Raw genomic sequence first — 22,774 nt, 5'->3', positions numbered from 1 at the left:
CATGCCGCAGCTAAGAAATTTTAAATTTTATTTTAACCCATCAAGATTAAAACAAACAAAGTTATGAAAAAGTCCGCAGTGACTAGTCAATTAATTTTTAGCGTAATGCGTTTTTTTACCCTTATTTACATCATGCTCTCCACCATGCTCTTTGTAGGGCAGGCATCGCCGGTAAATGCACAACAATTAAACGTTAAAGTAAGTATCAATATTAAAAAGGGAGCATTAACGGAACTTTTCAAAACCATTGAAAAGAAAACCGGCCTGTATTTTGTATACACCAACGAAGATGCCGTAGAGAAACAAAACCTAAGTGGTTTTAAGGCAGAAAATGAGGCTGTAAGCGCTTTGCTCGACCGGATATTACCTACTTTTCAACTCACTTACCTGACCGAGAAAAACCAGATCATTATCAAAAAATCAATACGAATTAAAGGTAAGGTAACTGATGAAAAAGGTGTGCCACTGCCGGGGGTAAACGTAATTGAAAAAGGCAGCAACAATTCTACCAGCACCAACTTAAATGGAGAATTTAACCTGAATGTATTAAACAATCAGGCCCTGCTGGTCTTTAAAATGATCGGTTATCAAAGCAGGGAGATTGCCCTGAAGGGCGAAACTGAACTAAACATCAACCTCTCTCCTGATGAAACGGCGCTCTCTGATGTGGTGGTTACCGCCTTAGGTATTAAACGTGCCGAAAAAGCTCTTGGTTATTCCATTGCCACGGTAAAAGGCAGTGATGTAAACACGGTAAAAGAAGTCAATGTGATCAACTCACTGGCCGGAAAGGTGGCTGGTGTAAATGTAGTAAGCACGGGTGCTGATCCCGGATCAAGTTCATTTATCACCATCCGGGGGCAATCGTCAATCGCTACGGACAACCAGCCTTTATTTGTGGTAGATGGTGTTCCGGTGGCACATTCGCTACGTGCAACATCAGAAGTTGGCCGCTCATCGGTTGATTACGGTAGCCCGATTGCGGATATCAGTCCGGATGATGTAGAAAGTATCACCATATTAAAAGGTGCAAGTGCAGCAGCATTATATGGCAGCAGGGCCGGAAGTGGTGTGGTTTTGATTACCACAAAAAGTGGCTTGGTAAACAAAAAGGGATTAGGGATAAACTTTAACTCAAACGCCATGTACGATCAGGCATGGATGTTCCCACATTTTCAGCACACCTTTGGAGGAGGCGAATATACCGACGATCCGGCATCTTCCACCTCATCTGCCTGGGGGCCGCGGCTCGATGCAGGTACCAAACACCTGCAATGGAACAGTCCTTTGGATGCCAGCGGAAAACCAATTGCCACCGATTGGGTATCGCATCCTAATAATCCACAGGATTTTTATGAAACCGGCTCTACCTACACCAACAACATTTCCATCAGCGGAAAAAATGCGGATGGTAATTATCGCTTATCCTACACCAATCTGGCCAATAAAGGGATTGTACCCAATACCGACCTCAAACGGAATACGCTTAACCTTTCTGCCACCTATGTGCTGCATCCTAAATTAAAGATCAGTACCAATATTGGTTATGTAAACAATAAAAGCGACAACAGACCGTCGGCTTACCGGGAAAGTGTTACGCAGATGCTGTATTCACTTCCACCTAATATGAACATCAACGACCTGAAAAACTACTGGAAACCAGGAAGGGAAAACATCGAGCAGTTTTCAGCAGATGATTCTGATAACCCTTATTTTGTAGCTTATGAGCATACCAATGGCTACGACAGAAACCGGTTAACCGGAAATGTACAGGCTGTTTACGACATCACCAAAAACCTGAGCTTAATGGTACGTACCGGACTTGACATGTACAATGAAGCGCACGAAACCAAACGCCCTTTTAGTTCGAAAAGATTTAAATTCGGTGGATATGGTATAGATAATTCCTTCTTTAAGGAACAAAACACTGATTTTTTACTGAGCTATAAAAAACTGTTAAATCAGGATTGGTCTTTGAGTCTTTCTGCCGGAGGCAATCAAATGGATCAGACCAACAGGTCAACCGCGCAGAAAACAGAGAGCCTGAGTATTCCGGGTGTTTACAACATTGCCAATGCGCAGGCAGGTACTATTGTAAATTCGCAATATAATTCCCGCAAACGCATCAATAGTATTTATGGTCTTGGCCAGGTATCGTTCAGGGATATGGTTTTTCTTGATGTAACGGGCAGAAATGATTGGTCGAGTACACTTCCAGCCGGCAGCAATTCTTACTTTTATCCTTCTGCATCTTTAAGCACAATTGTAACGGATGTGTTCCAGATCAAATCAGACGTGCTTTCGTTCGTTAAACTAAGGGCCAACTGGGCGCAGGTGGGTAGTGATACAGACCCTTATCAATTGTACAATACCATCCCTTTTAACCAGGACTGGGGCGATGTAAAAAGAGCGACCATTGAGTTTAACCTTAAAAACAACTTCCTGAAGCCTGAAATTGCTACTTCATACGAGTTTGGCGGAGACCTGCGCTTTTTCAAAAGCCGTGTGGGCATCGATGTAACCTGGTATAAAACAAACAAAAGGAACCAGATCATTAACATCCCAACCACCATTGCATCAGGTTCATCCAACCGCTTAATTAATGCCGGAAATATCCAGAACAGCGGTTGGGAAATCGGATTAAATGCTGTTCCTTTTGATGGCAGCTTTAAATGGGAAACCAATGTCAATTTCACCAAAAATGAAAATAAAGTTATTGAGTTATCAGAAGGTTTAAAAGAATATTCGATGGGCAGTGCCGACGGGGATAATATTCGTTACCTGATTAAGGAAGGTACAAAAATCGGCGACTTCTATACCCCGAGTTATACCAAAGTAACCAGCGGACCAAATGCGGGAGCAGCCTTGCTGGATAAAACAGGTCATTATATCCGCAACAATTCTGAATACATCAAGGTAGGAAACTACAATCCAGATTTTACTATTGGTTTTAACAATACTTTCAGTTATAAAAACTTCACCTTAAATGTACTTTTAGACTGGCGCAAGGGCGGTAATTTTTATTCTTATGTAGTTAAAAGCCTGATCAATGCCGGTTTGACCGACAACACCCTGACAGGTAGGGATGCAGAAACCGGCGGTTTACCATGGACGGATTCGCAGGGCAGAAAACGGAACGATGGCATGATTATTCCGGGTTATATTGCAGATGCCAACGGAAACCTTACCCCAAATACAGTAATTATTGCAGCATCTGACTTTTATAACAACACTTATAATAAATACTACGAAAGATTAACTTATTCTGCTTCATTCCTGAAAATCAGGGAAGCTTCGTTAACCTATCTGTTTGATAAAAAACTGACCCGCAAACTGCCCATCAGTAACCTATCGTTATCACTTATTGGAAGGAACCTGTATACCTGGACCGCCAATGGACTGGGTTATGACCCGGAAACGACCATGAGTGTTACCGAAGGCTTTAAACTGGGCGTAGGCCACTGGACTTTACCGGGTACACGCTCATTCGGTTTTAAACTAAGTTGTAACTTTTAAACTGTACAAAAATGAAATTCAAATATACAACGCTTCTTTTCTTACTGCTTGCATTGATAACAAGCTGTACTAAAGATTTTGAAGAAATAAATACCAATCCCAATGCACCTGAAACTACAAATACGGAGTTTTTACTATCGGATGTATTGGTTTCCACCGCTTATGCCTACCAGGAAAATGCGGTTAACAGAAGACCGGCTTCGGCAGCGCGCTACCTTACCCTGGTTCGAAATACCGGTTATGATCTGTTAGATTGGGGTCCGGTTGACTGGGATGATATTTATGCGCGCTTAGCGGTGAATAAAACCTTTATGGAAACTGCACAGAAACGTTCGGAGAACCAGTATGTTGCCATCGGTAAAATCATGAAGGCTTTTAACTTTGGCTACCTTACCGATTTATATGGCGATATCCCCTATTCGCAGGCATTAAAATCGAAAGAGGCTAACCTCATCTACCCTGAATACGATCAGCAACAGGCCATTTACCCGGATCTTTTGAAAGAATTAAAGGAAGCGAACGAAATATTGAGGGGTAACAGTCAGGAAATAAATGCTAAGGGCGATGTGATGTTTAAAGGAAAAGCGCTTGGCTGGCGAAAGTTTGCCAACTCGCTGCGCTTAAGGATGTTGCTGCGCATCTCGAAAAACTATACACCTGCCTTTACCGAGATGCAGGAAATTGTTAATGATAAAACAGCATATCCTATCTTCGAAAGCAGTGCAGACAATGCCGAAATGGCCTATTTAGGCAATATTGCGGCTTATAGCTGGCCTGGTGGGCCTTTGGCTATGATCGATTTCGATTACCAGAAAACCAAAGTAAGCAAGGAACTTGTAGACAGGCTGATCCAAAGGACCGACCCAAGACTTGGCGTTTGGGTAGAACCGGTAAAAAGCACCACAGGTTCTACCGTAGATCTGAGCCGGTATGTGGGAGTACCCAATGCCATCGATGCACCATCTGCCTATAACGGTGGCGAAGATCATGTTTCGGTTTTCTCTTCTACGTTTTTCAGAAAAAACGGAGGCGCTTCTAACGCATTGTTAAAAGCCAGCCTGATCACTTATACTGAGCAATGTTTTATTTTAGCAGAAGCCATACAAAAAGGAAAACTTACCGTACCCGGCGAAACGGCAGAATCGCTGTACTATAAAGGCATAAGGGAATCGATGAGCAGTTATGCCGTAACTGCTGCCCAAAGTTATTACGATCAACCGCTGGTAAAATACGATGGTACGCTTGAGCAGTTAATTACCCAAAAATGGCTGGCCATGCTGTTTAAAGGCTCAGAAGGGTGGTTTGATCAGCGCCGTACCGGCTACCCTGCTTTTGTTACTGGTCCGCTCGCTGCCGGAAGAGGTATACCAAAACGTTATACCTATCCTGATTCAGAAAGTGCAAAAAACCGCGTTAATTACCAAAAAGCCGTTTCTGTTTTCGGTGCCGATAATCAGTACACCTTAATGTGGTACCTGAAATAAATTAAATTCCATAACGATGACAACCATGAAATTATATATAAAAGCTCTTTTTCTATTTACACTCTCTGTTTTAGCTGTTGAGGTTAACACTTATGCCCAGGATTTTAAACCTGGGCATTTCCCGGACCGCGTGATTTTAACCTGGGCCGCAGACCCTGCCACCAGCCAGACCGTTAACTGGCGGACCGATACTACGATTAAGGCTTCAAAAGCGCAGATCAAGGCCGAAGACTCCAATCCGGCACTCGAACAATCCATCACCAGTTATGATGCAACTTCTACCCTGTTGGGAAGCGGAAATAATTATGAAATAGCGAAATACCACCATGTTACTTTTACCAACCTTAAACCGGAAACGGTTTATGCCTACCGTGTTGGGTCGGGAGAGCATTGGAGCGAGTGGTTTCAGTTTACCACCGCTTCGGTTAAAAGTAAGCCGTTTTCTTTTATTTACCTGGGCGATGCACAGAACGACATCCGTTCAAAATGGTCGAGAGTAATCCGTAAGGCATTTTCCCACCAACCTGATGCAAGGTTTATCATCCATGCCGGCGACCTGATCAACCGTTCCAATAACGATCAGGAATGGGGCGAATGGCATTATGGAGGTGGTTTTATCAACGGTATGATTCCCAGTCTCCCCGCTCCCGGAAACCATGAATATATACGGGATGACAAAAGAAAACTGGTACTTGATCCACATTGGGGCGTACAGTACACTTTTGCCGGCAACGGACCAAAGGGATTGGAAGAATCGGTTTATTATGTAGATTACCAGGATATGCGTATCATTTCCCTGGATTCACAAATGATTATATTGGACGAAGCTTCAGCCAAAGCTGAATATGAGTGGCTAGAAAAAGTACTGAAAGAAAATAAAAAGCTGTGGACAGTAATCACCTTTCACCACCCTATTTTCTCGACGGCAAAAAGCAGGGACAATAAGGAATTCAGGGAACGTTTTAAACCCTTGTTTGACAAATATCATATCGATTTGGTGCTACAGGGGCACGACCATACCTATAGCCGTGGGCAAAACCTGCCAAGGGGACTATCTGGAAGGGAAATTAGCGGACCCGTTTACCTGGTTTCGGTTGCAGGCCCTAAAATGTACCAGGTAGATGGTGCAAAATGGATGGATGTATCGTTAGAAAATACGCAGCTTTTCCAGGTGATCCACGTTGATGGGGCAAATCTTAAATTTGAGGCTTATAAAACTTCGGGTGAACTATTTGATGCTTTTTCGTTAAAAAAAGCAGACCGGGATCATGCTGCAGCATTTACAGATATGAACCCAGCACTAAAACCTTAAAATATGAGACTTAATGTAAATATACTATTGATAACAATGGTATTGAGCGGTTTCTGCCCCACGGTATTTGCACAGCAGGCGCTACAGCCATTACCTGAAAGCAAAAATGCTTTCATTGTTATTGCCCACAGGGGAAGCCACTTAATCAAGCCTGAAAATACGATCGCCTCTATTGAGGAGGCAATTTCAATAGGGGCCGACTATGTGGAACTGGATCTGCGCACCACGAAAGACGGAAAACTTGTGCTTTTGCATAATGATCAGGTAGACCAGGTGAGCAATGGGAAAGGAAAGATAAAAGACCTTGATCTGGAGGAAGTGAAAAAACTCATCCTTAAAGGCAAAGATGGCGGTTTACACCATATTGCCACTTTCCAAGATGCCTTAAAGACCTGTAAAGACAGAATCAACATTTACCTGGATTTTAAAGCTGCAGATGTAGCACAAGCTTACAGCGAGATAAAAAAAGCCGGGATGGAAAAAGAAATCCTGGTTTACGTTAACAGCAGTGAACAATATGCTTCCTGGAGAAAAAATGCACCAAAAATGCCTTTGATGTCCACGCTCAGCAGAATGGCTGTAACAAAAGAAGATCTGTTGGAATCGCTTAAGAAAATGCCTTTGGAAGCCATAGACAATATCCCATCAAAAGAACTCTTGCCCATCATCAGGTCTATGGGCATCAGTATTTTTGTTGATGTCCAAAACAGTAGTGAAACGCATGAAGACTGGTCGGCGGCGATGAAAAAAAGCATTCAGGGTATGCAAACCGATCATCCGCAGGCACTAATCGAATACCTGGAAAAGAACATGATCAGAAACGGCCTTAAGGAAAATTAGATCTATTCACCAGGCATTATCATCATCACCTCTGTGATATTTTTTTCTAAATAAAGTATCGCTGGGATGAAATTCCAGAAGCCAAAAAAAGAGGCTGTCTCATAAATTGTAATTCAATTGAATTTGTCACGTTGAACCTGTCGAAACGCCTTGTAAGAAACTTAAAACAGGTCCTTCGACAAGCTCAGGATGACAATTCTACATTTATGAGACAGCTTTTTTTGTGTTTAAATAAATCCTGTGTGTTATTTGTTCGTTACTAAGCTAGAAATGTTTTGAAATGGCGGAACTGTTCAGCCTAATTCAATCGCTTTTAAAACTATATCCGGTTTACGTCCGAGTTTTCTCCGGACATAAAAAAGCAGCCCCAGGCGATTACGTTCATGAGACGAGGGTTGCCCATGAAGAGCAACCCATTATAATTAATCAACACATTATACGCAAACATCAGATGATGGTGATCAGCTGAAAAATTTGGGAGGGAACAATCACTTATTCTAACCCTTCTTCAGCATTATTCCAGGGAAAAGGCCTCCCAGCCGGCAATAGCAGCCCTGTTACATTTCATTACCGACTGACCATCTTCAGAAGAAATGTATTTGCCATTACTTCCTTTAAGGGAAATTTTCCCGTTTGCGTTTACCACCCAATCAAATTTTTCCCAATCACTAATGGTTGTGCGGTTGCAGGTGATCCCGGTTGCAGCGCCATTTTCAGAAGATACATATTTGTTCATGCTTTTCAGTGCGATTTTTCCCCCACCTGCATCAACAATGGTAAAGGTTTCCCAACCAGAAGCACTCGCGCGATTACATCTCATCGGCGCTTCACCATTTTCGCCCGATACAAACAGGTTATTGGGACCTTTTAATTTAACGGTTTGACCAATGGGAGGCTCAGCCTGTATCTGCAGGCTACCCAGTTCCAGCCAGCCGTTTTTAAAGTCGCCGGTAACTGCGAGCGCAATTCCAGGTTTGTTAGCATTTGTTTTATCAATGATGGCTACCCCCCATTTATAACTACCAGCAGGCAAGTTAATTGCCGGTGTTGTAAAATTATACGTAACAGGATTATCTTTCAGCCACTTGGAAGGGTCACCATTTTCATCAATAAAAAGTTTTTTTACCACACCGGCAGTATCCAGAATGGCAAAGGCCACTTTATATTTATAATTCCATTGGGGAATGTTATTGGGGCAGTAACCCCAGCCCATATTTCTCCAGCGATGGCTCAATGTAGCGGTGGCACCGTTAGCCATCGCATTTGGTAATGATACCTCATCGGGATAAAGTCGGTAGCCTCCCTCCGCATTGAAGCGTTTTACCAGAGGAAAACTGGTTTGAAACCAGGAAGTTGTTTCGCCAACCCTAAAATCCATCATGTTTACAGCAGCTTCCGCCGACCTGTCAAATTCGCCTTTTCTTACATCTTCAGGATGCCCTTCGCGATATTGGCCACTCGAGTCAATCCAATATCGGTGTGTACCACTCACAATCCATCCTCCTTCCATAATAATCGGGCGTTTATGTTTCCAGGTTGCCGCAAAATTTTTCTCCCAGCTTTGGTAATAATCGGTCATTCCAAATGCATCGTGCCTCAGGCTATATCCTTGATTTATCGCTTTCACCAATAAGCGGTCACTGTTAGGGTTTGCTGCACCCCAGCTGGTAGGATGGCCTATTAGTCTATGATAATTGATCACCAGCGGCACTTTGGTGAAGGTCCTGTTGTAGAGCGCCATGATCCAGTCCAGTACTTCTTCCTTTACGGTTTCTGTTTGTGCGGCCGTTAATACCCCTGGAGCAGCATATACGGTATTATGTGCTTCTCCCCATTTGCCTAATCCATAGGCATCAATAAAAGAGGTGCGAACGGGATCATTAAAGTCTTTGGCGAGCTCTTCAATGAACGTGGTGTAATATTGCCTGAAAACCGGATCCTGTGGAAAGGGTGTTTTCTGTGAAGGCACTGCAGGGTTGGATAACCAATATTGAGCGCCGGCAGTGAACACAAAGGCCGGAGTATTTTCTCCCTGGTCACGTCCATCTACCACAATCCGCAGGGCGATAGGCAAACCCCTGGTTTTAACGCCATTGATTAATTTACCAATCTGCGAGTTAAGGTCTCTCCAGGCATAAACGCCAGGACTGGGATTAAGCGATCTCCAACTGGTGCGGATATAACAGGCAGAGGCATAATCTATCGCCTTTACGTTGGTACCCAATTCAGGGACAAAAAACTGACTGTCCCAATAAGTATCGGTAGCATCACGTTTGCCATACATTACCCACCCGTTTAGTGGATTCCTTAATACCGCCGTACTGTTATATACCGGTTTGACCAGCAAATTATTGGCAATAACAGCCATTTTTTTAGGCCCCTTACTAAAGGTTTCCGAAAAATCTTCTTCCACCTTTTTTGAACAGGAAAGCGAATGCAAGCATAGAAAAGCAAGCAGAGCAGCCTTTCCGGTATGCCCGAAAATGATTTTTTTCATGGTAATAAATATTAAATTTTGGATTAAAAGTTTGCTATATTAATGCTGCATCGATTTTGAAACTTAAGGCAATAGTTTGCTTCTACGCTAAATTGAGTGCGCACCAGTTGTTACCTAACTACGGGATTGACATTAAGAGACATTACCAATTCGGGGAAAGATCGTCGACAAATCTTTGTTCCGAATCAGCATGAAAGGTTAAAAACCGGTGACCAAAGTAAACTGTCTACTTCGGATATGAAAAGCGTTGCGCACGTTTTAATCCATCATATATGAATTAACCGACATGTATCAGCCTTCCATTTCACCTTGCGATCCATTTAATGGAATTTAAGATAGTAGCTCATAAGAATATAATTTGGTTGTGATAAAAATACACAAAGAGCGACCCGGGAGGGTTCGTTTTTGTCCGGAAATGGTTCAATTTTGTACACAATGGAAAAATATGTCTTATAAGGGCTTAAATTACGATCATTTTCCAAAAAAGATAACTTTATATAACTGTAAAGGCATCTTCGATGTTTGATTTAATCAAATCAGAAATGTGAGAATATATAGGTGCACCTTAGCCCCCCCAAACCTCAACTCGTTAAGTGTTGATTTAACCGCAAAGCGCGCAAAGTTTTAACATAAGTACACAGAAAAATAGGCCGTATCAAAAAGATTTATGCTGGCTCACCGAGCAAATTGTATTTTGATACATCTTTGTTCCCAATTAACTAGAAATCCTAATGCTATTGCAGCGCGCTTTAAGATTAGCTTTACTGAGCACTCCGTGGTTCCCGCCTATGCGAGAATGACGCAGAACGAAATAAAATTCAGGCCTTAATTACCAGATTTCACTTTTAATACAGTCTCACGTACTTTATGTTTCAAAGCTATAACAGGGTTTGTGATTAAGAAAACAAAAAAGGAGGCGCTTTGCAGCATGCCTCCATCAACTAAAACTAACCAACTTTCTTTCTTCACATACGCAATTAGAAAAACAACATAATCAACTGCCTAACAACAACATAAGCCCAAACCTCATGATTTAAAGTGGAGATTGGCAAAACGGATAAAATTTGTCCAGTCATAAATATTGAGGTCGTGTTTTCCTTCCCTGAAATGGTAACCCATAGCCGAATTAATTATCGGGATATTGACACCAGGCATCTCTTTGGGAAGGTTAACTTTCTTACCATAGAGGTCGTAAACAGGCTTAGCATGTACCAATGATAGAAATGAGCCATAAGGGTCTGCCCATCGATCTTCTGTAGCATTGGTTGTATAAACCGGCCTTGGGACAATCAGACCAATGAGCATGTGCTGGTCAACAGGCAGGCTGTTTACATCATTGCTATATTTCTTGTAATTATTGTTAAACCAATAACCAAACTGCTTATTGATCAGGCTTATGGTTTCTCCGTATTTACGCCTTGCAAGCGATGCACCTGTACTGCCTGAGCAACTGCTGAATACCATAGCAAAACGTTGATCCTGGGCGGCCGCCCACAAGGCTGTTTTACCACCTCGCGAATGCCCTACCAGCGCAACCTTGTTAAAATCAATTTCTTTATCTGTTTTGAAGTAATCCATTACCCTGCTGGCGGCCCAGGCCCAAACGCCAATGGCCTTCATGCCATTATCTTTTGCCAGTTCTGCAGGAAACAGCTGTTTTAATACGCCATTCTGATAGCTATCCTTACGGTCAGGAGCTACATCCGAATGATGAAAAGCAGCAATGGCATAACCGCTATCGATTATCATCTCTGCCGGCCAAAAAGTACTCTTTTCTATTCTCTCCGGATCTGTATTTCTGCTGCTTCGGTTGTTAATCAGTAAAAATACCGGAGCAGGTGTTTTTCGCTTGTTGGGAATAAAGAGTACTATAGGAAAGGATACCGAATGGCCGCCATTCCATGCCGTAATTTTTATTTCTTTTAAGTGGGCCTTTCCTGCCATGGCATCGACTTTCTCATTGGTAACCACAAATTTTAAACTATCTAAACCGCCCGGTGTTTTTCCATAAACATGTTCTTCAAAAAGGGCTAAAAGTTCTGGTCTACGCTTCTTTTCCCATGCAGAGGTATTTTTTACCTTTTCTCCCTTTGCGGTAAGCAGTATATCGGGTAAGGTATAAGCTGGGACGGTACTTTCATCATAATTAACGATTTCTCCCATAAACTTATCTGTTTTCTGCGCATATAAGCAGATAGAAAGAAAATTTAGCCCAATCAGGCAGATCACTGTTTTTTTCATCCTAAAGCTGATGAGCAATCTGCCTTGATGAGCAAAGGATTTTAATCTGTTCATCATCATCAATACCCTGGATTTTGAATAAGTTTATTTGCCTTATTGAGTTCAGTTTGTTGAAAAGGATACCAATAGTTCTTGCTGGTAAAGATTCTGTTTTCAATTACAAAAGGGCTATAGGTGAGTGCAGTACCCACCTTCGTGATTTTCATCCCCCTAACCGCTCCGTTAAAATTACTTTCCCCATCCTTCCAGCGGCGGACATCGAAAAACCGTTGTTCTTCAAAACACAATTCCACCCGGCGTTCATTTTTAATCCGGTCACGCATTTGCGATTGTGTTAACCCGGCCAGTGCAGGCATTCCTGCACGGTTACGTACAGCATTTATGGAAGCATAAACCGCTGCATCCGGACCGCTAAATTCATTCAGGGCTTCTGCATAGATGAGCAAAATTTCTGCATAACGAAACAAGACCCAGGGCCGTCTTACACTTGTGGTCCCCGTGATGTTGTAAGTAGCGTTACCACTCAAAAACTTTCGCAGGTAATAACCGGATTTTGTACTGTTTACATTGGAAGGCACATTATCACGCCCGCCTTCATAAGTTTCCACAGCCCGGGTCAGACTGCCTGTTTTAAAATTTGCACCGTTAAAAACAATAAACTGGTTTAAACGCGAATCTCTGTTCGCATACGGATTTTGCGGATCATAGCCTGATGCAGGGTCGGTTATGGGCTTACCATTGGTCATCTCGAAAGCATCAACCAAATTCTGAGTAGGGTTTGTTCTGCCCAATCCGCCTGTGAAGCTAATGGGCGCATTGTTTGCTTCTATTGCATTGGTATTACTTGCCGGTGTGGCGAAGATAACCTCATTGTTGTAAGAAGTTGCAGCAGTGGTGTAATCCCATAAGTTCGGGAATAAGGCCGTACTCAATAAGCTGTGTTTATTTAAGTCGATTAAATCCTTTGCGGCATTTGCGGCATTTTGCCAGCGTTGCAGGTCGTTACCCGGGTTATACAAAGGACTTGCGTAAACCAGCAGTGTCTTAGCTTTCAGCGCCATTCCCGCAGCCTTTGTTGCACGTCCGTAATTGGCAGCGTCCCAATCTCTGGTAGAAGCTGCAGGAATCTGATTGATTGCCGAATCGCAATCTTTAACAATTTGTTTTACCACATCATCAACAGCATTGCGGGGAATGTTCAGGTCTTCTACAGGTGAAAAGGACCGGGTGGCCAGGACAATTCCGCCATATCTTTTAAACAATTCATAATGAAATAAACCCCTCAGAAAAAATGCTTCTCCTCTTAATCCGCGAAGATCGCTTGCCGGGAAGATTACAGCCGTGGGCGATCGCTCCAAAAACGTATTCACCACCCATAAGCCATTATAAAGATTGGTATACTGCTCATCAAAAGTCCTTAAACTGCTCCAGTTGCCATTATTAAAGATGTTTACGTTGCTGTTTAAGTTTGAATTTACGGCTTCATCACTTCCGCTGGCCATTAATGCACCTGAGCCGTCAACGTTGTACCTGGCCAGCATATAATTGTAACCGTTGTTTAAATACTCCCGCACACGCCTGTCGGTATTCCAGATGGCTTCTTCATTAACGGGACCTTCACTGTAGGAAGGTTCAAAGAATTCATCTTTGCAGGCAGCAAAGCTCATCAGCACAACAGCCAAAACAATTTGCATTACATATATTTTCTTTTTCATCTTCATTTTGAATTAAAATTTAACATTTAAGCCTATTGCAAAGGTTTTTACGTAAGGGTAAGACGAAAAACGACCTGCATTGGGTGTTTCGGGATCAATACCCAGTTCACCGAGTTTAGAAATTGAGAAGATGTTATTGCCACTTACAAAAATCCTTGCGCCTTTAAATCGTAAGCGTTGGTTCAGGCTTTGTGGTGTACTGTATCCAATTTCAGCAGATCTGAGTTTTAAAAAATCTCCTGAATACAACCAAAAGGTAGAGTTGGCTGTGTTGTTTCCATTGTCTGAGATTCCGATACGCGGATATTTTGCCGTAGTCGCTGTGGCTGGAGTCCAGGTATCTAAACTCAGCTGGTTTAACCCGTTTGGACCTGCATATACAATATCAGAGACATCTACGGTTCTGCCACCAACACCTTGAAACTGTGCTCCGAAATCAAACTGTTTATATTTAATATTAAAGCCAAATCCATAAAATATTTTCGGAATATCTGTATAGTCGCTTGAGACTGCATCATTTGCGTCTATTACATTGTCATTGTTAACATCCCTGTATTTAAGATCGCCCGGCACAACAAGGCTTGAAAGGGTTTGTTTCGGACTGGCATTAATCTCTGCCTGACTCTGAAAAATACCTTCCGCAATGTAATAATTTCCGCCATTCACATATCGGCCTATTGTAGATTGACTAGGCAATACGTTTTCAGTTCTTTCCAAAATTACATTTTTAGCATAGGTAAAGTTGGCGTTGGTACTGATCAGCACTTCACCAATTTTTTTATTGAAAGTTCCGCTGGCATCAAACCCCTTACTACTTACCTTGCCCGAATTTACCTGCGCGATGGCAATTCCAACTATACCTGGTAGGTTTGCAGGCCCCAGTATATCCGTTCGTTTTTCATCAAAATAATCAAAAGAGAAGGAAAGTGCTCCCTTAAAAAAGTCTGCATCTGTACCTACATTCAGGCGGTCAATTTTTTCCCAAGTGGTTAAGGGATTACCCGCCGGACTTACCAGTCTTGCGGTGGTTGAAGTAGAAAAAGTAGAGCCCAAGAATGGGCCTGCATCTCTGGTAAACAGCGTACGGTATGGCAACCTGACCACATTACCATTTGCATCGTAAGTTGGACCAATATTACCCGAGCGACCATAAGATCCCCGCAATTTAAGATAGCTAAGCACTGAAGCATCCTTCAGAAAATCTTCTCTGGATATTAGCCACCCGGCCGATACTGCCGGAAAAAAGCCAAAACGTCTTCCCGGAGCATAGTTCTCAGACCCGGAGTAACTCCCCGTAAACCCCAGCATATAGCGCTGTCTGAAACTGTAATCTGCTCTCCCCACGAGCATACGGGAACGATAATCCAACCGGTCTACCGCTGCACTTACATATTGCTGGGCACGTATATTGGCTTTTAGCTGATGATCTGTAGCAAAGCTCCTGTTGTAATCTAAGCCAAACCAGAGTTCATTATTTTTGGTATTGGTTTGGAATGCTGCAGTCCGGTAAGCAATAACCGCCGGCGTACGATAAGTTTGTACAGGAGTGACTGTCTGATTGAAAACTGCATAATTTTCGGATAGGCCATCACCATAATTACCATAACCATCGTAAGAAAAGAATAAGTTAGCGGATAGGCCTTTGGTGATAAAATACAGTTTTTGGTCGGCCATGATACTGGCCAGTAAAATATTAGTTGTGGTTCTGGAGAATCCTGTAGCCTGTAACTGACCAAGGGGATTATTTTGAAAAAGTGAAGTTCCGCCGTAAGATCCATCTGCATTTAAAATAGGAAAGGCATTTGGCGGCAAGTTATACAAGTTACTAAAAACAGTGCTGGTGCCATCTCCAACATCATTGCGTACCTCACTCCTAACCCCTGCCAACAGCGTAAGCGTAAGTGTTTTAGTAACATCATAGTCTAAATTGATACGGAAATTATAACGTTTATAACCATAATTAGAATTGTAATTAGGTGTTTCAGTTTCTTTAAAAAGACCTTGCTGATTAAAGTAACTAACGGAGCTGAAATAACGCACCCTATTACCCCCTCCGCTGAAGGTAAGCGCATACCTTTGTGTAGCCGCCCTTTTGTTTAGAAAGCGATCTAAGTAGTTGTTGTCCGGATAGAGAAATGGATTAGTATGGTTTTTATAACCTTCCAGGGCAGCATCATTATAAGCCGGTGCCTGCCCCACATTAGTTAACCCGCGATTATACAGGGTAGCGAAATCAAAGGAATTTAAGGGTTTAATGAGGTTGCCGGCAGATTGAAAACCACCCTGGGCATCAAAAGAAATGAGGTTCTCTCCTACTTTACCTCTTTTTGTTGTTACCAGAATTGCGCCATTGCCTCCATTCAGGCCATACCAGTTTAAGCCAGCAGCATCTTTCAATACCGTTACACTTTCAATTTCGCTAATATCCATATCTTCGAAATCACGTTCAATTCCATCAACCAGAAAAGCCGGTGAAGCACCTTGCGCATAAGATGATTTTCCGCGGATTTGATAGGATACGTTTCCCCCGCCAGGCTGATTACCTGTCCACCTGAATAAAAAACCACTCAACCTCCCGGCAAGTAAACCAGACAGGTTGCTGATGGGCACCTTACTGAGCTGGTTGTAGCGAAGCGAACTCTGGGCATAATTTAGTTCTTCTCTGCTGCGTGTACCAAATGGAATTTCTATTAATTTATCTGTTGAGTCTGTCAGATTAGCATTTTCGCCTGTAACAGTCTCCTGCTTACCGGTAGTTTGTGCTAAGGCTGTACAGGTAAACAGATAGCAGATGATGCCCAGCATAATGCCCGAACATTTAATATATCTTGTCATTTCTTATCTTTTAAATTATGTATAACTGAATAACTACCAGCCTGGATTCTGTTTCAAGGCACCACTGGTCTTATTCATTTCTGCTCTGGGAATCGGGTATAAATACATGTTATTATTGAATACCTTTTTAAATGCGGGTAATTCTACCACATTATAGCTGAAAGATCCATTCGCATTTTTAATCACTTTCATGGCCTTCATTGGCTGAGCAACGATTTCAGGCCCTTTTTTCCAGCGAAGTATATCCCACCAACGCATGTCTTCGAAAGCGAACTCTATGGCACGCTCGTTTCTGATGCGTTCGCGCATTTCAGATTGACTGAGACCAACTGGCAAAACCGGCATTTTAGCCCGCAGGCGAATGGCATTCACCGCATTATAAACTTCAGCAGTTGGCCCTGTTTCTTCATTTAAAGCTTCGGCGTAATTGATCAGTACTTCAGCATATCTGTAGAAAACATAATTGAGCAATGCTGATGCTGTTGAGCCCGAACGTGAAGCTTCCGGCCAGAGCCTTTTCAGGTAGTAACTGGTTTTGGTTATTGACGTGGCGGTACTGATATCAGTTCCATAAGTTATAATACCCTGCGCATTGGGTTCAGATTGCCAGGTTTGCACCGCCCGCCCCTGCCAGGTGGTATTGTTGTAAAGGATGTTCACATAAAACCGCGGATCTCTGTTGAGGTAAGGATTTTGTGGATTGTATCCCGAGGTGGCATCGGTAATCGGTTTACCATTCGCCATTTCATACAGATCAACATGATTCTGAACAGGTGAAAGGTTAGATTGTGCTCCTCCATAACTCGTAGGAATCAAAAAATCGCTGAGGTAAGTACCAATAAATCCACGGCCTCCACGCGGCCAGATCCGGATATATTCGTTAGAGTTTGCTACAGTAAGTACGTTGGCATAATTGGGCTCCAGTGAAAATTTATTCAGGTCTATAATTGCCTTTGATGCGGCTGCAGCCTTTTTCCATTTTGCCAAATCATTGCCAGGGTTATTTAACGGGCTGGCATCGAATAGCAAAGCTCTTGCTTTAAGCGCCATCACTGCAGCCCCCGTAGCCCGGTTAGATTGTGCTGCCGGGTTGGGCCAGTCGGCATTGGTTAATGGCAACAGCGTGATGGCCTGTTCCAGGTCACTTAAAATCAGCGCAAAAGTTTCTGCATAACTACTGCGGGGAAGATCTGTAGAGGCCTCGGTAAAATCCTGTGGCTGGGTTAATATCACTACTCCGCCAAAGCGTCTTAAAAGCTCAAAATAAAAATAAGCACGAAGATAAAGTTGTTCACCTTTAATGTAATTAGGATTGTAAAGATCTGTCCATGGTGTTTTATCCATGTTGGCCAGCATCAGGTTCGCATTTCTAATTCCACGATACATCTGGGTGTAAATGCCTGTTACATCTGAGGCCCCGGGATCTAAAAACTGACCACTGTTCATTGCCGCCACTTCTATCTGACCATTGTTGGCAATGGATTCATCTGTAAATTGTGAGGTCATTCCCTTGTACCCACTCAAGCGACCATAATCTGAGATAGAAAAGGTATAGGTAAAGTCACCAAAACGGGAAGCCAGCAGCGGGTCTTTAAAAACTTCTTCAAGATCGCTCTGAATACCCACATCACGTTGTAAAAAATCCTTTTTGCAGGAATAACCAGTAGAGAGAAAAAGTAAAAACAAAAGATATATGAATTTTTTCATGATTGTAACCTTTAATTAGAGTGATAAATTGAGGCCAAAATTGAAAACCTTGGTAGTGGGAATAGTGGCGATGGAAGAAGCGTAGGCATTTCCCGACAAACTATTTTCAGGGTCTATTCCATAGAAATTGGTCCAGGTTTTTAAGTTCTGACCACTAACAAATACGGTAAGACTATTTAACCGGAGTCTTGTTATCCATTTTTTAGGCAAACTGTAACTGAACTGCACATTTCGTAATTTGATATAGGAAGCATCTTGCAGTATAAAGTCGTTGAGACTTTCATTAGGATTTGCATTCAGCCCCGGACGAATTACCGGCCAGCTTGCATTGGTATTGCCAGGCGTCCACCTATTTAACATCGGTGCATAATACTGATTAAGGCCACCGCTTTGAAACACAACATTTGAGCTTACATTCGTTACCGCATTAAACAGTGCCGATAATTGAAATCCTTTATACCCAAACTGCATATTAAAGCTTGCATTGTACTCCGGGATATTAGGATGCCCAATGGCTATTACATCCTGGTTATTGATTATCCCATCGCCGTTTACGTCCTGGTATTTAAAATCGCCCGGTATAGAAGGATAAGCGGTAATTTTATTCAGCGGACTGCTGTCTATATCCTTTTGATCTGCATAAAAACCCAGAACATGGTATCCGAAATAGGTACCGATTGGCTTGCCAGATACCCGAAGGTTTTCTGCAAGACCAGGCGCTTCGTCGAGTACTTTGCGCTCATTTCTGGCATAACTCAGATTTCCCGTAAAGGAATAGGTAAAATCTTTAATCTTATCCCGGTAAGTTACCGAGAGCTCATATCCATGGTTGTAATTAATACCATAATTGGTACTTGGCACAGTAGCTCCATAAGTAGCAAAGCTGGTTGCCGAACGGGTAGTTAAAATATCCGAACGTTCATCATCAAAAAGGTCTGCGGTGATGTTCAGCTTATCCTTGAACAGAGAAAGATCAAGCCCGATATTTCTTTTTAAGGAAACCTCAAAGGTGATAAATGGATTGCCATATTGCAACTGGGTATAAGTCGGAGCACTGAAGTTACTGTTCGGGTTGCCAAATACTACGTTTGATCCGGCCCCAAACCTGTTCTGGTAGTAAAAGCGGCTTGTTCCCGGACTCGGAATACCTACCCTTCCAATAGAACCGCGTATTTTGAGCATGCTGATCCAGGTAAATTTTTTCATCCATTCCTCGTTGGCCAGGTTGTAACCTAGCGTTGCTGCCGGAAAAAATCCGTAACGGTAACCTTTGGCATAGTTTTCCGAACCATTATAAGTGGCGCTGGCCGTTATAAAGTATTTATTTCCATAGTTATAGGTGGCCTCTGAGATGATTCCCTGATTGGCATAAGGAGCAGCAGCCGCAGCCGAGCCCTGAAGTTCGCGTTGACCGATTAGATTAGCACTCAGGTTATGCTTGCCAAATGACCTACCGTAGGTTAAAAATAACTGGAGATTCGTTTTGGTAAAACCACTTCTTGAATAAGCAGGTGCCCCAAAAAAGTCATTATAGGTACCACCTACAGGTGTTAGTGCCAAAGTCGCTCTATCCAGCTCTAGATAACCTATACTTCCACGTTGCAGCTTTCCGGATAATTGTGTAGCATCATAACCAAATTGAGCCTTAAAACTCAGGCCCTGGGTTAAAAAATCAAGTTTTTGCTTTAAGGTGAAAATCGATTCTGCAATATTATTATCGGTAAAGGCATATCCGCCGTAGGTGAGCAAAGCATAAGGGTTGAAAGCATTTACCCCACCTAGTCCATAATTTACGATGTGGTTATAATTTCCATCCAAAGCAATAATTTTAGGATCATCGGAATTGATATATTCTTTAAAAAACGGCGCTGCCCATGAAGGCATTTTCAACGCCCGGCCCACAAGCCCTTCAATACCGTTACTTACTACCCCCGCAGGGTCATTATATTCGCTCATGCCTGCCGGACTGTAGCGGTGTTCGTTCCGGCCTGCAAGATTAACCTCAAAATTAGTGGTTTTGGTCAGGTCTATGCCAACCCTGGCCCTGAAGTTGTAACGGCTATAGCTCGGGGAGGTAGAATAATCTAATGGTGTTTTAAATTCCTTAAAATTTCCTTCCTCGCGCATGTGGCTGAACGAGGTAAAGTATTTTACTTTTTCATTGCCGCCTGATATGGTCAGGTTTTGCTGGTTTTGCATCCAATGGTCCTTAACCAGTTCATCATACCACATCACATTTGGATAAAGTAGCGGATTGCCGTTTCCGGCTTTAAAGATGGCTAAATCCTGATCGGTAAAGGTTCGCGATTCACCAACGTTTTGCTGGCCTTCGCTTAACAGCACGGCACTCTCATAGGCACCCAGAATTTCCGGACGGGAGGTTGCACTGATGATGCCGAGATTACCTGAAAGTGTTACCCTTGCCGGCCCCTCCACGCCTTTTTTGGTCGTAACCACAAACACACCATTTGCACCTTTCAGGCCATATAAGGCGGTAGATGAAGCATCTTTGAGGACATTGATACTTTCAATTTCATTGGGATCAATATCCCCGAAGGAAGTCCGTTCAACGCCATCAACAATAATAAGCGCTGTAGCTGAGGGAGATACCTGTCCGCGGATATACAAAGCTGCACCATTAATCCCCGGACGTCCGGAGGTTTGCTGCACCACCAGGCCAGGTACGCGACCGGCCAAAGCATTGTTAACATTGGTTACCGGTGCTTTTAATAAATCCTGACCAGAAACGGTACTGATGGCAGCAGTAACGGCTGATCGTCTTTGTGTAGAATAACCGTTTACCACTACTTCACTGAGCGAGCTGCTTGCTGAGTTTAAAGTAACGCTGATTACGCTGGTAGCACCAACCGTTATCTCTTTGCTTTCAAAACCAATGGTTGAAAAAACAAGCACCTGCCCAGGGTTAACATTAATTTTATATTTTCCATCCAGATCGGTTTGAACACCAATAGTGGTTCCCTTTATTCTTATGGTTGCACCGGGAATGGGTTGATTTTTCTCATCCTTAACGGTTCCGGTTATTTCCTGAAACAGCGGTATGGAGCGTTTGGTAAGGGTGCTGCTGGTTATTTTTATGGGCTCGGCCGGAAATGCCTGTGCCTGACACCAGAATGCAACAACCACAGAAAGCCAGCATTTGGACCTTAGGTTTATTTTTTTTATCATCTATCTGATATATGGTTAGAGTTATAAGATTATAAATACTTCCACTTTCGTGCATAACGAATCTCCAGGATACCTTACAGGTGTCCTCGTAAATTCTCTAAAAGGGTTCAGTTTTTATCAGCTGAATTTAGGAAAGGAGATAGGAAAGCAGTACAAAAGCATTTTTATTGAATTTGATGCAGACTTTTAAGCTAAACATGATGCCGGGAAATGATAATTAAACGGAAGGGCCTTATCAATGTACTGGCTCGTAATTCAGATTTTGTGTTTTCCTCGTTTGCAATAGCGGGAATAGTTGGGAAATGGGTTGTCATACTTAGTTAGGTTTATTATTTGGTTAACACAAATCTATATGCTTATCTGCTTCAGAGGGTTCACTTTTGTACGGAAATGGTTTGTTTTTGTACGGATGAGTAATTTCTGCAATTTATTTTCGAAAAGTTTGAGATTTGCGAACCGAAAATAGCCCAAATGGAATGAGGATGAGCATCGCCAATTATTTTACGGGCTGTTTTTTACTTATGGTATGGGCTGCCACTTTACGAAGATATCGGGCAAATTCTTCGGAGACTGTTTCTGGCTTAAACCGTATATTTTTAACTGAATCATCAAACAGGATGCCATACCAGATTAATCCACCTAAGTATTTCCCTGCATCGTTGGCATGATTAGGATCGAACACCAGCTCTTTTTTACTCCAGAAGTACCCGATGTTGATCGAATGGGTTTGATCTGGTAGATTTGGAGCTGTAGGCTGATTATAATTAAATAAAAGATCGGGTTTGAAGCCATATTTTTTGTGGTTAGCCACGACTTCAAAAGCATCACCCACTGGTAAAATCCGGGCATTGATCCGCTTTGCCAGGAGATGATAAGCCGCACGTGATTTCTGCCACATTTCCTTCTGGCTCATTGCGGGTTTGCCTTCGGCTATACGCCCAAACTTCTTTGCATCGGTACGGTACGCCCAGGTTTGATGGATGACAATACGCGCCTGAGGTTGCAACGCCTTAACATAGGCAATTAGTTTGCCGGCATAGGGATAGTAGCTGGAGGAGTCTGCCGAAAGGAAAGAATACTGCTGGATAGTAACAATATCCCATTTCCCTTGGCTCAACAACATTTTTAATGATTTTCCGCTGTAAGGTTTTCCCTTGGGGTCATCAGGATCGGCTTCTGCTTTTTCTACATAACCCCAATGCTGCTCAAGTGAATGCCCTCCAAGTTCAGCGCGCCCGATAATGAGCGTTTTTCCTCTTTCTTTTGCCAGTTGCGGCAAAAAGGTGGATGCATTTTGGGAAAAGCTATTGCCTATAATAAATAAGCGTAATGTATCCCGCCGGGTTTGAGCAGAAACATTTGCAGCCAGGCAAATCAATAGCAGAAAATGAATGCTGAACCTAACTAAAGCCGGAAACCATAGTTTCATATTAATCTTCAT

Annotated in this window: 11 protein-coding genes; 4 read left to right on the top strand and 7 right to left on the bottom strand. The window is 42.7% G+C overall.

Annotation, left to right across the window (positions count from 1 at the left end):
• Positions 1-63: 63 nt before the first annotated feature.
• Genes FFJ24_RS06115 through FFJ24_RS06100 form a run of 4 tightly spaced genes read left to right on the top strand, consistent with a single transcriptional unit; the run spans position 64 to position 7,152 of the window.
• Positions 64-3,516 carry a SusC/RagA family TonB-linked outer membrane protein gene (locus FFJ24_RS06115; protein ID WP_138823511.1) on the top strand — a complete coding sequence of 1,151 codons (3,453 nt, stop codon included), beginning with the start codon at positions 64-66 and terminating at the stop codon, positions 3,514-3,516.
• A gap of 11 nt (positions 3,517-3,527) precedes the next feature.
• Positions 3,528-5,000 (top strand): SusD/RagB family nutrient-binding outer membrane lipoprotein, encoded by a 1,473-nt coding sequence (locus tag FFJ24_RS06110; RefSeq protein WP_138823509.1) that lies wholly within the window; start codon positions 3,528-3,530, stop codon positions 4,998-5,000.
• A 25-nt stretch (positions 5,001-5,025) separates the two neighbouring features.
• Positions 5,026-6,312 carry a metallophosphoesterase family protein gene (locus FFJ24_RS06105; RefSeq protein ID WP_246862753.1) on the top strand — a complete coding sequence of 429 codons (1,287 nt, stop codon included), beginning with the start codon at positions 5,026-5,028 and terminating at the stop codon, positions 6,310-6,312.
• 3 nt (positions 6,313-6,315) lie between these two features.
• On the top strand, positions 6,316-7,152 hold the full coding sequence (locus FFJ24_RS06100; RefSeq protein WP_138823505.1) for a glycerophosphodiester phosphodiesterase family protein: 837 nt from the start codon (positions 6,316-6,318) through the stop codon (positions 7,150-7,152).
• Between the two features lie 514 nt (positions 7,153-7,666).
• On the opposite strand, the gene FFJ24_RS06090 is transcribed toward FFJ24_RS06100, so the two are convergent.
• The 7 genes from FFJ24_RS06090 to FFJ24_RS06060 all read right to left on the bottom strand — a co-directional run bounded on the left by FFJ24_RS06090 (position 7,667) and on the right by FFJ24_RS06060 (position 22,774).
• On the bottom strand, positions 7,667-9,649 hold the full coding sequence (locus FFJ24_RS06090; protein ID WP_210419474.1) for a DUF4832 domain-containing protein: 1,983 nt from the start codon (positions 9,647-9,649) through the stop codon (positions 7,667-7,669).
• 1,026 nt (positions 9,650-10,675) lie between these two features.
• Complete coding sequence (locus tag FFJ24_RS06085; protein ID WP_210419473.1) at positions 10,676-11,890, bottom strand: prolyl oligopeptidase family serine peptidase; 1,215 nt, start codon at positions 11,888-11,890, stop codon at positions 10,676-10,678.
• Positions 11,891-11,949: 59 nt separating this feature from the next.
• Complete coding sequence (locus FFJ24_RS06080) at positions 11,950-13,605, bottom strand: RagB/SusD family nutrient uptake outer membrane protein (RefSeq protein WP_210419472.1); 1,656 nt, start codon at positions 13,603-13,605, stop codon at positions 11,950-11,952.
• Between the two features lie 12 nt (positions 13,606-13,617).
• The gene (locus tag FFJ24_RS06075; protein ID WP_138823501.1) at positions 13,618-16,440 is read right to left on the bottom strand and encodes a SusC/RagA family TonB-linked outer membrane protein; all 2,823 of its coding nucleotides are present in this window, start codon (positions 16,438-16,440) and stop codon (positions 13,618-13,620) included.
• Between the two features lie 33 nt (positions 16,441-16,473).
• A complete protein-coding gene (locus tag FFJ24_RS06070; RefSeq protein ID WP_138823499.1) occupies positions 16,474-18,147 on the bottom strand; it encodes a RagB/SusD family nutrient uptake outer membrane protein in 1,674 nt (557 codons plus the stop codon).
• 15 nt (positions 18,148-18,162) lie between these two features.
• Positions 18,163-21,333, bottom strand: coding sequence for a TonB-dependent receptor (locus tag FFJ24_RS06065; protein ID WP_138823497.1), 3,171 nt, complete (start codon positions 21,331-21,333; stop codon positions 18,163-18,165).
• A 496-nt stretch (positions 21,334-21,829) separates the two neighbouring features.
• Positions 21,830-22,774 carry a DUF4886 domain-containing protein gene (locus tag FFJ24_RS06060; RefSeq protein WP_138823495.1) on the bottom strand — a complete coding sequence of 315 codons (945 nt, stop codon included), beginning with the start codon at positions 22,772-22,774 and terminating at the stop codon, positions 21,830-21,832.

Origin of the sequence: Pedobacter sp. KBS0701 (assembly GCF_005938645.2) — a bacterium.
In the GTDB taxonomy this organism is placed as follows: Bacteria; Bacteroidota; Bacteroidia; order Sphingobacteriales; family Sphingobacteriaceae; genus Pedobacter.
Note: the sequence above shows the minus strand (reverse complement) of the source record. Positions and strands in the feature narration are given on the sequence as shown.

Coding starts and splice junctions, on each gene's coding strand:
- FFJ24_RS06115 (WP_138823511.1), top strand. CDS start 64: ATGAAAAAGTCCGCAGTGACTAGTCAATTAATTTTTAGCGTAATGCGT.
- FFJ24_RS06110 (WP_138823509.1), top strand. CDS start 3,528: ATGAAATTCAAATATACAACGCTTCTTTTCTTACTGCTTGCATTGATA.
- FFJ24_RS06105 (WP_246862753.1), top strand. CDS start 5,026: ATGAAATTATATATAAAAGCTCTTTTTCTATTTACACTCTCTGTTTTA.
- FFJ24_RS06100 (WP_138823505.1), top strand. CDS start 6,316: ATGAGACTTAATGTAAATATACTATTGATAACAATGGTATTGAGCGGT.
- FFJ24_RS06090 (WP_210419474.1), bottom strand. CDS start 9,649: ATGAAAAAAATCATTTTCGGGCATACCGGAAAGGCTGCTCTGCTTGCT.
- FFJ24_RS06085 (WP_210419473.1), bottom strand. CDS start 11,890: ATGAAAAAAACAGTGATCTGCCTGATTGGGCTAAATTTTCTTTCTATC.
- FFJ24_RS06080 (WP_210419472.1), bottom strand. CDS start 13,605: ATGAAAAAGAAAATATATGTAATGCAAATTGTTTTGGCTGTTGTGCTG.
- FFJ24_RS06075 (WP_138823501.1), bottom strand. CDS start 16,440: ATGACAAGATATATTAAATGTTCGGGCATTATGCTGGGCATCATCTGC.
- FFJ24_RS06070 (WP_138823499.1), bottom strand. CDS start 18,147: ATGAAAAAATTCATATATCTTTTGTTTTTACTTTTTCTCTCTACTGGT.
- FFJ24_RS06065 (WP_138823497.1), bottom strand. CDS start 21,333: ATGATAAAAAAAATAAACCTAAGGTCCAAATGCTGGCTTTCTGTGGTT.
- FFJ24_RS06060 (WP_138823495.1), bottom strand. CDS start 22,774: ATGAAGATTAATATGAAACTATGGTTTCCGGCTTTAGTTAGGTTCAGC.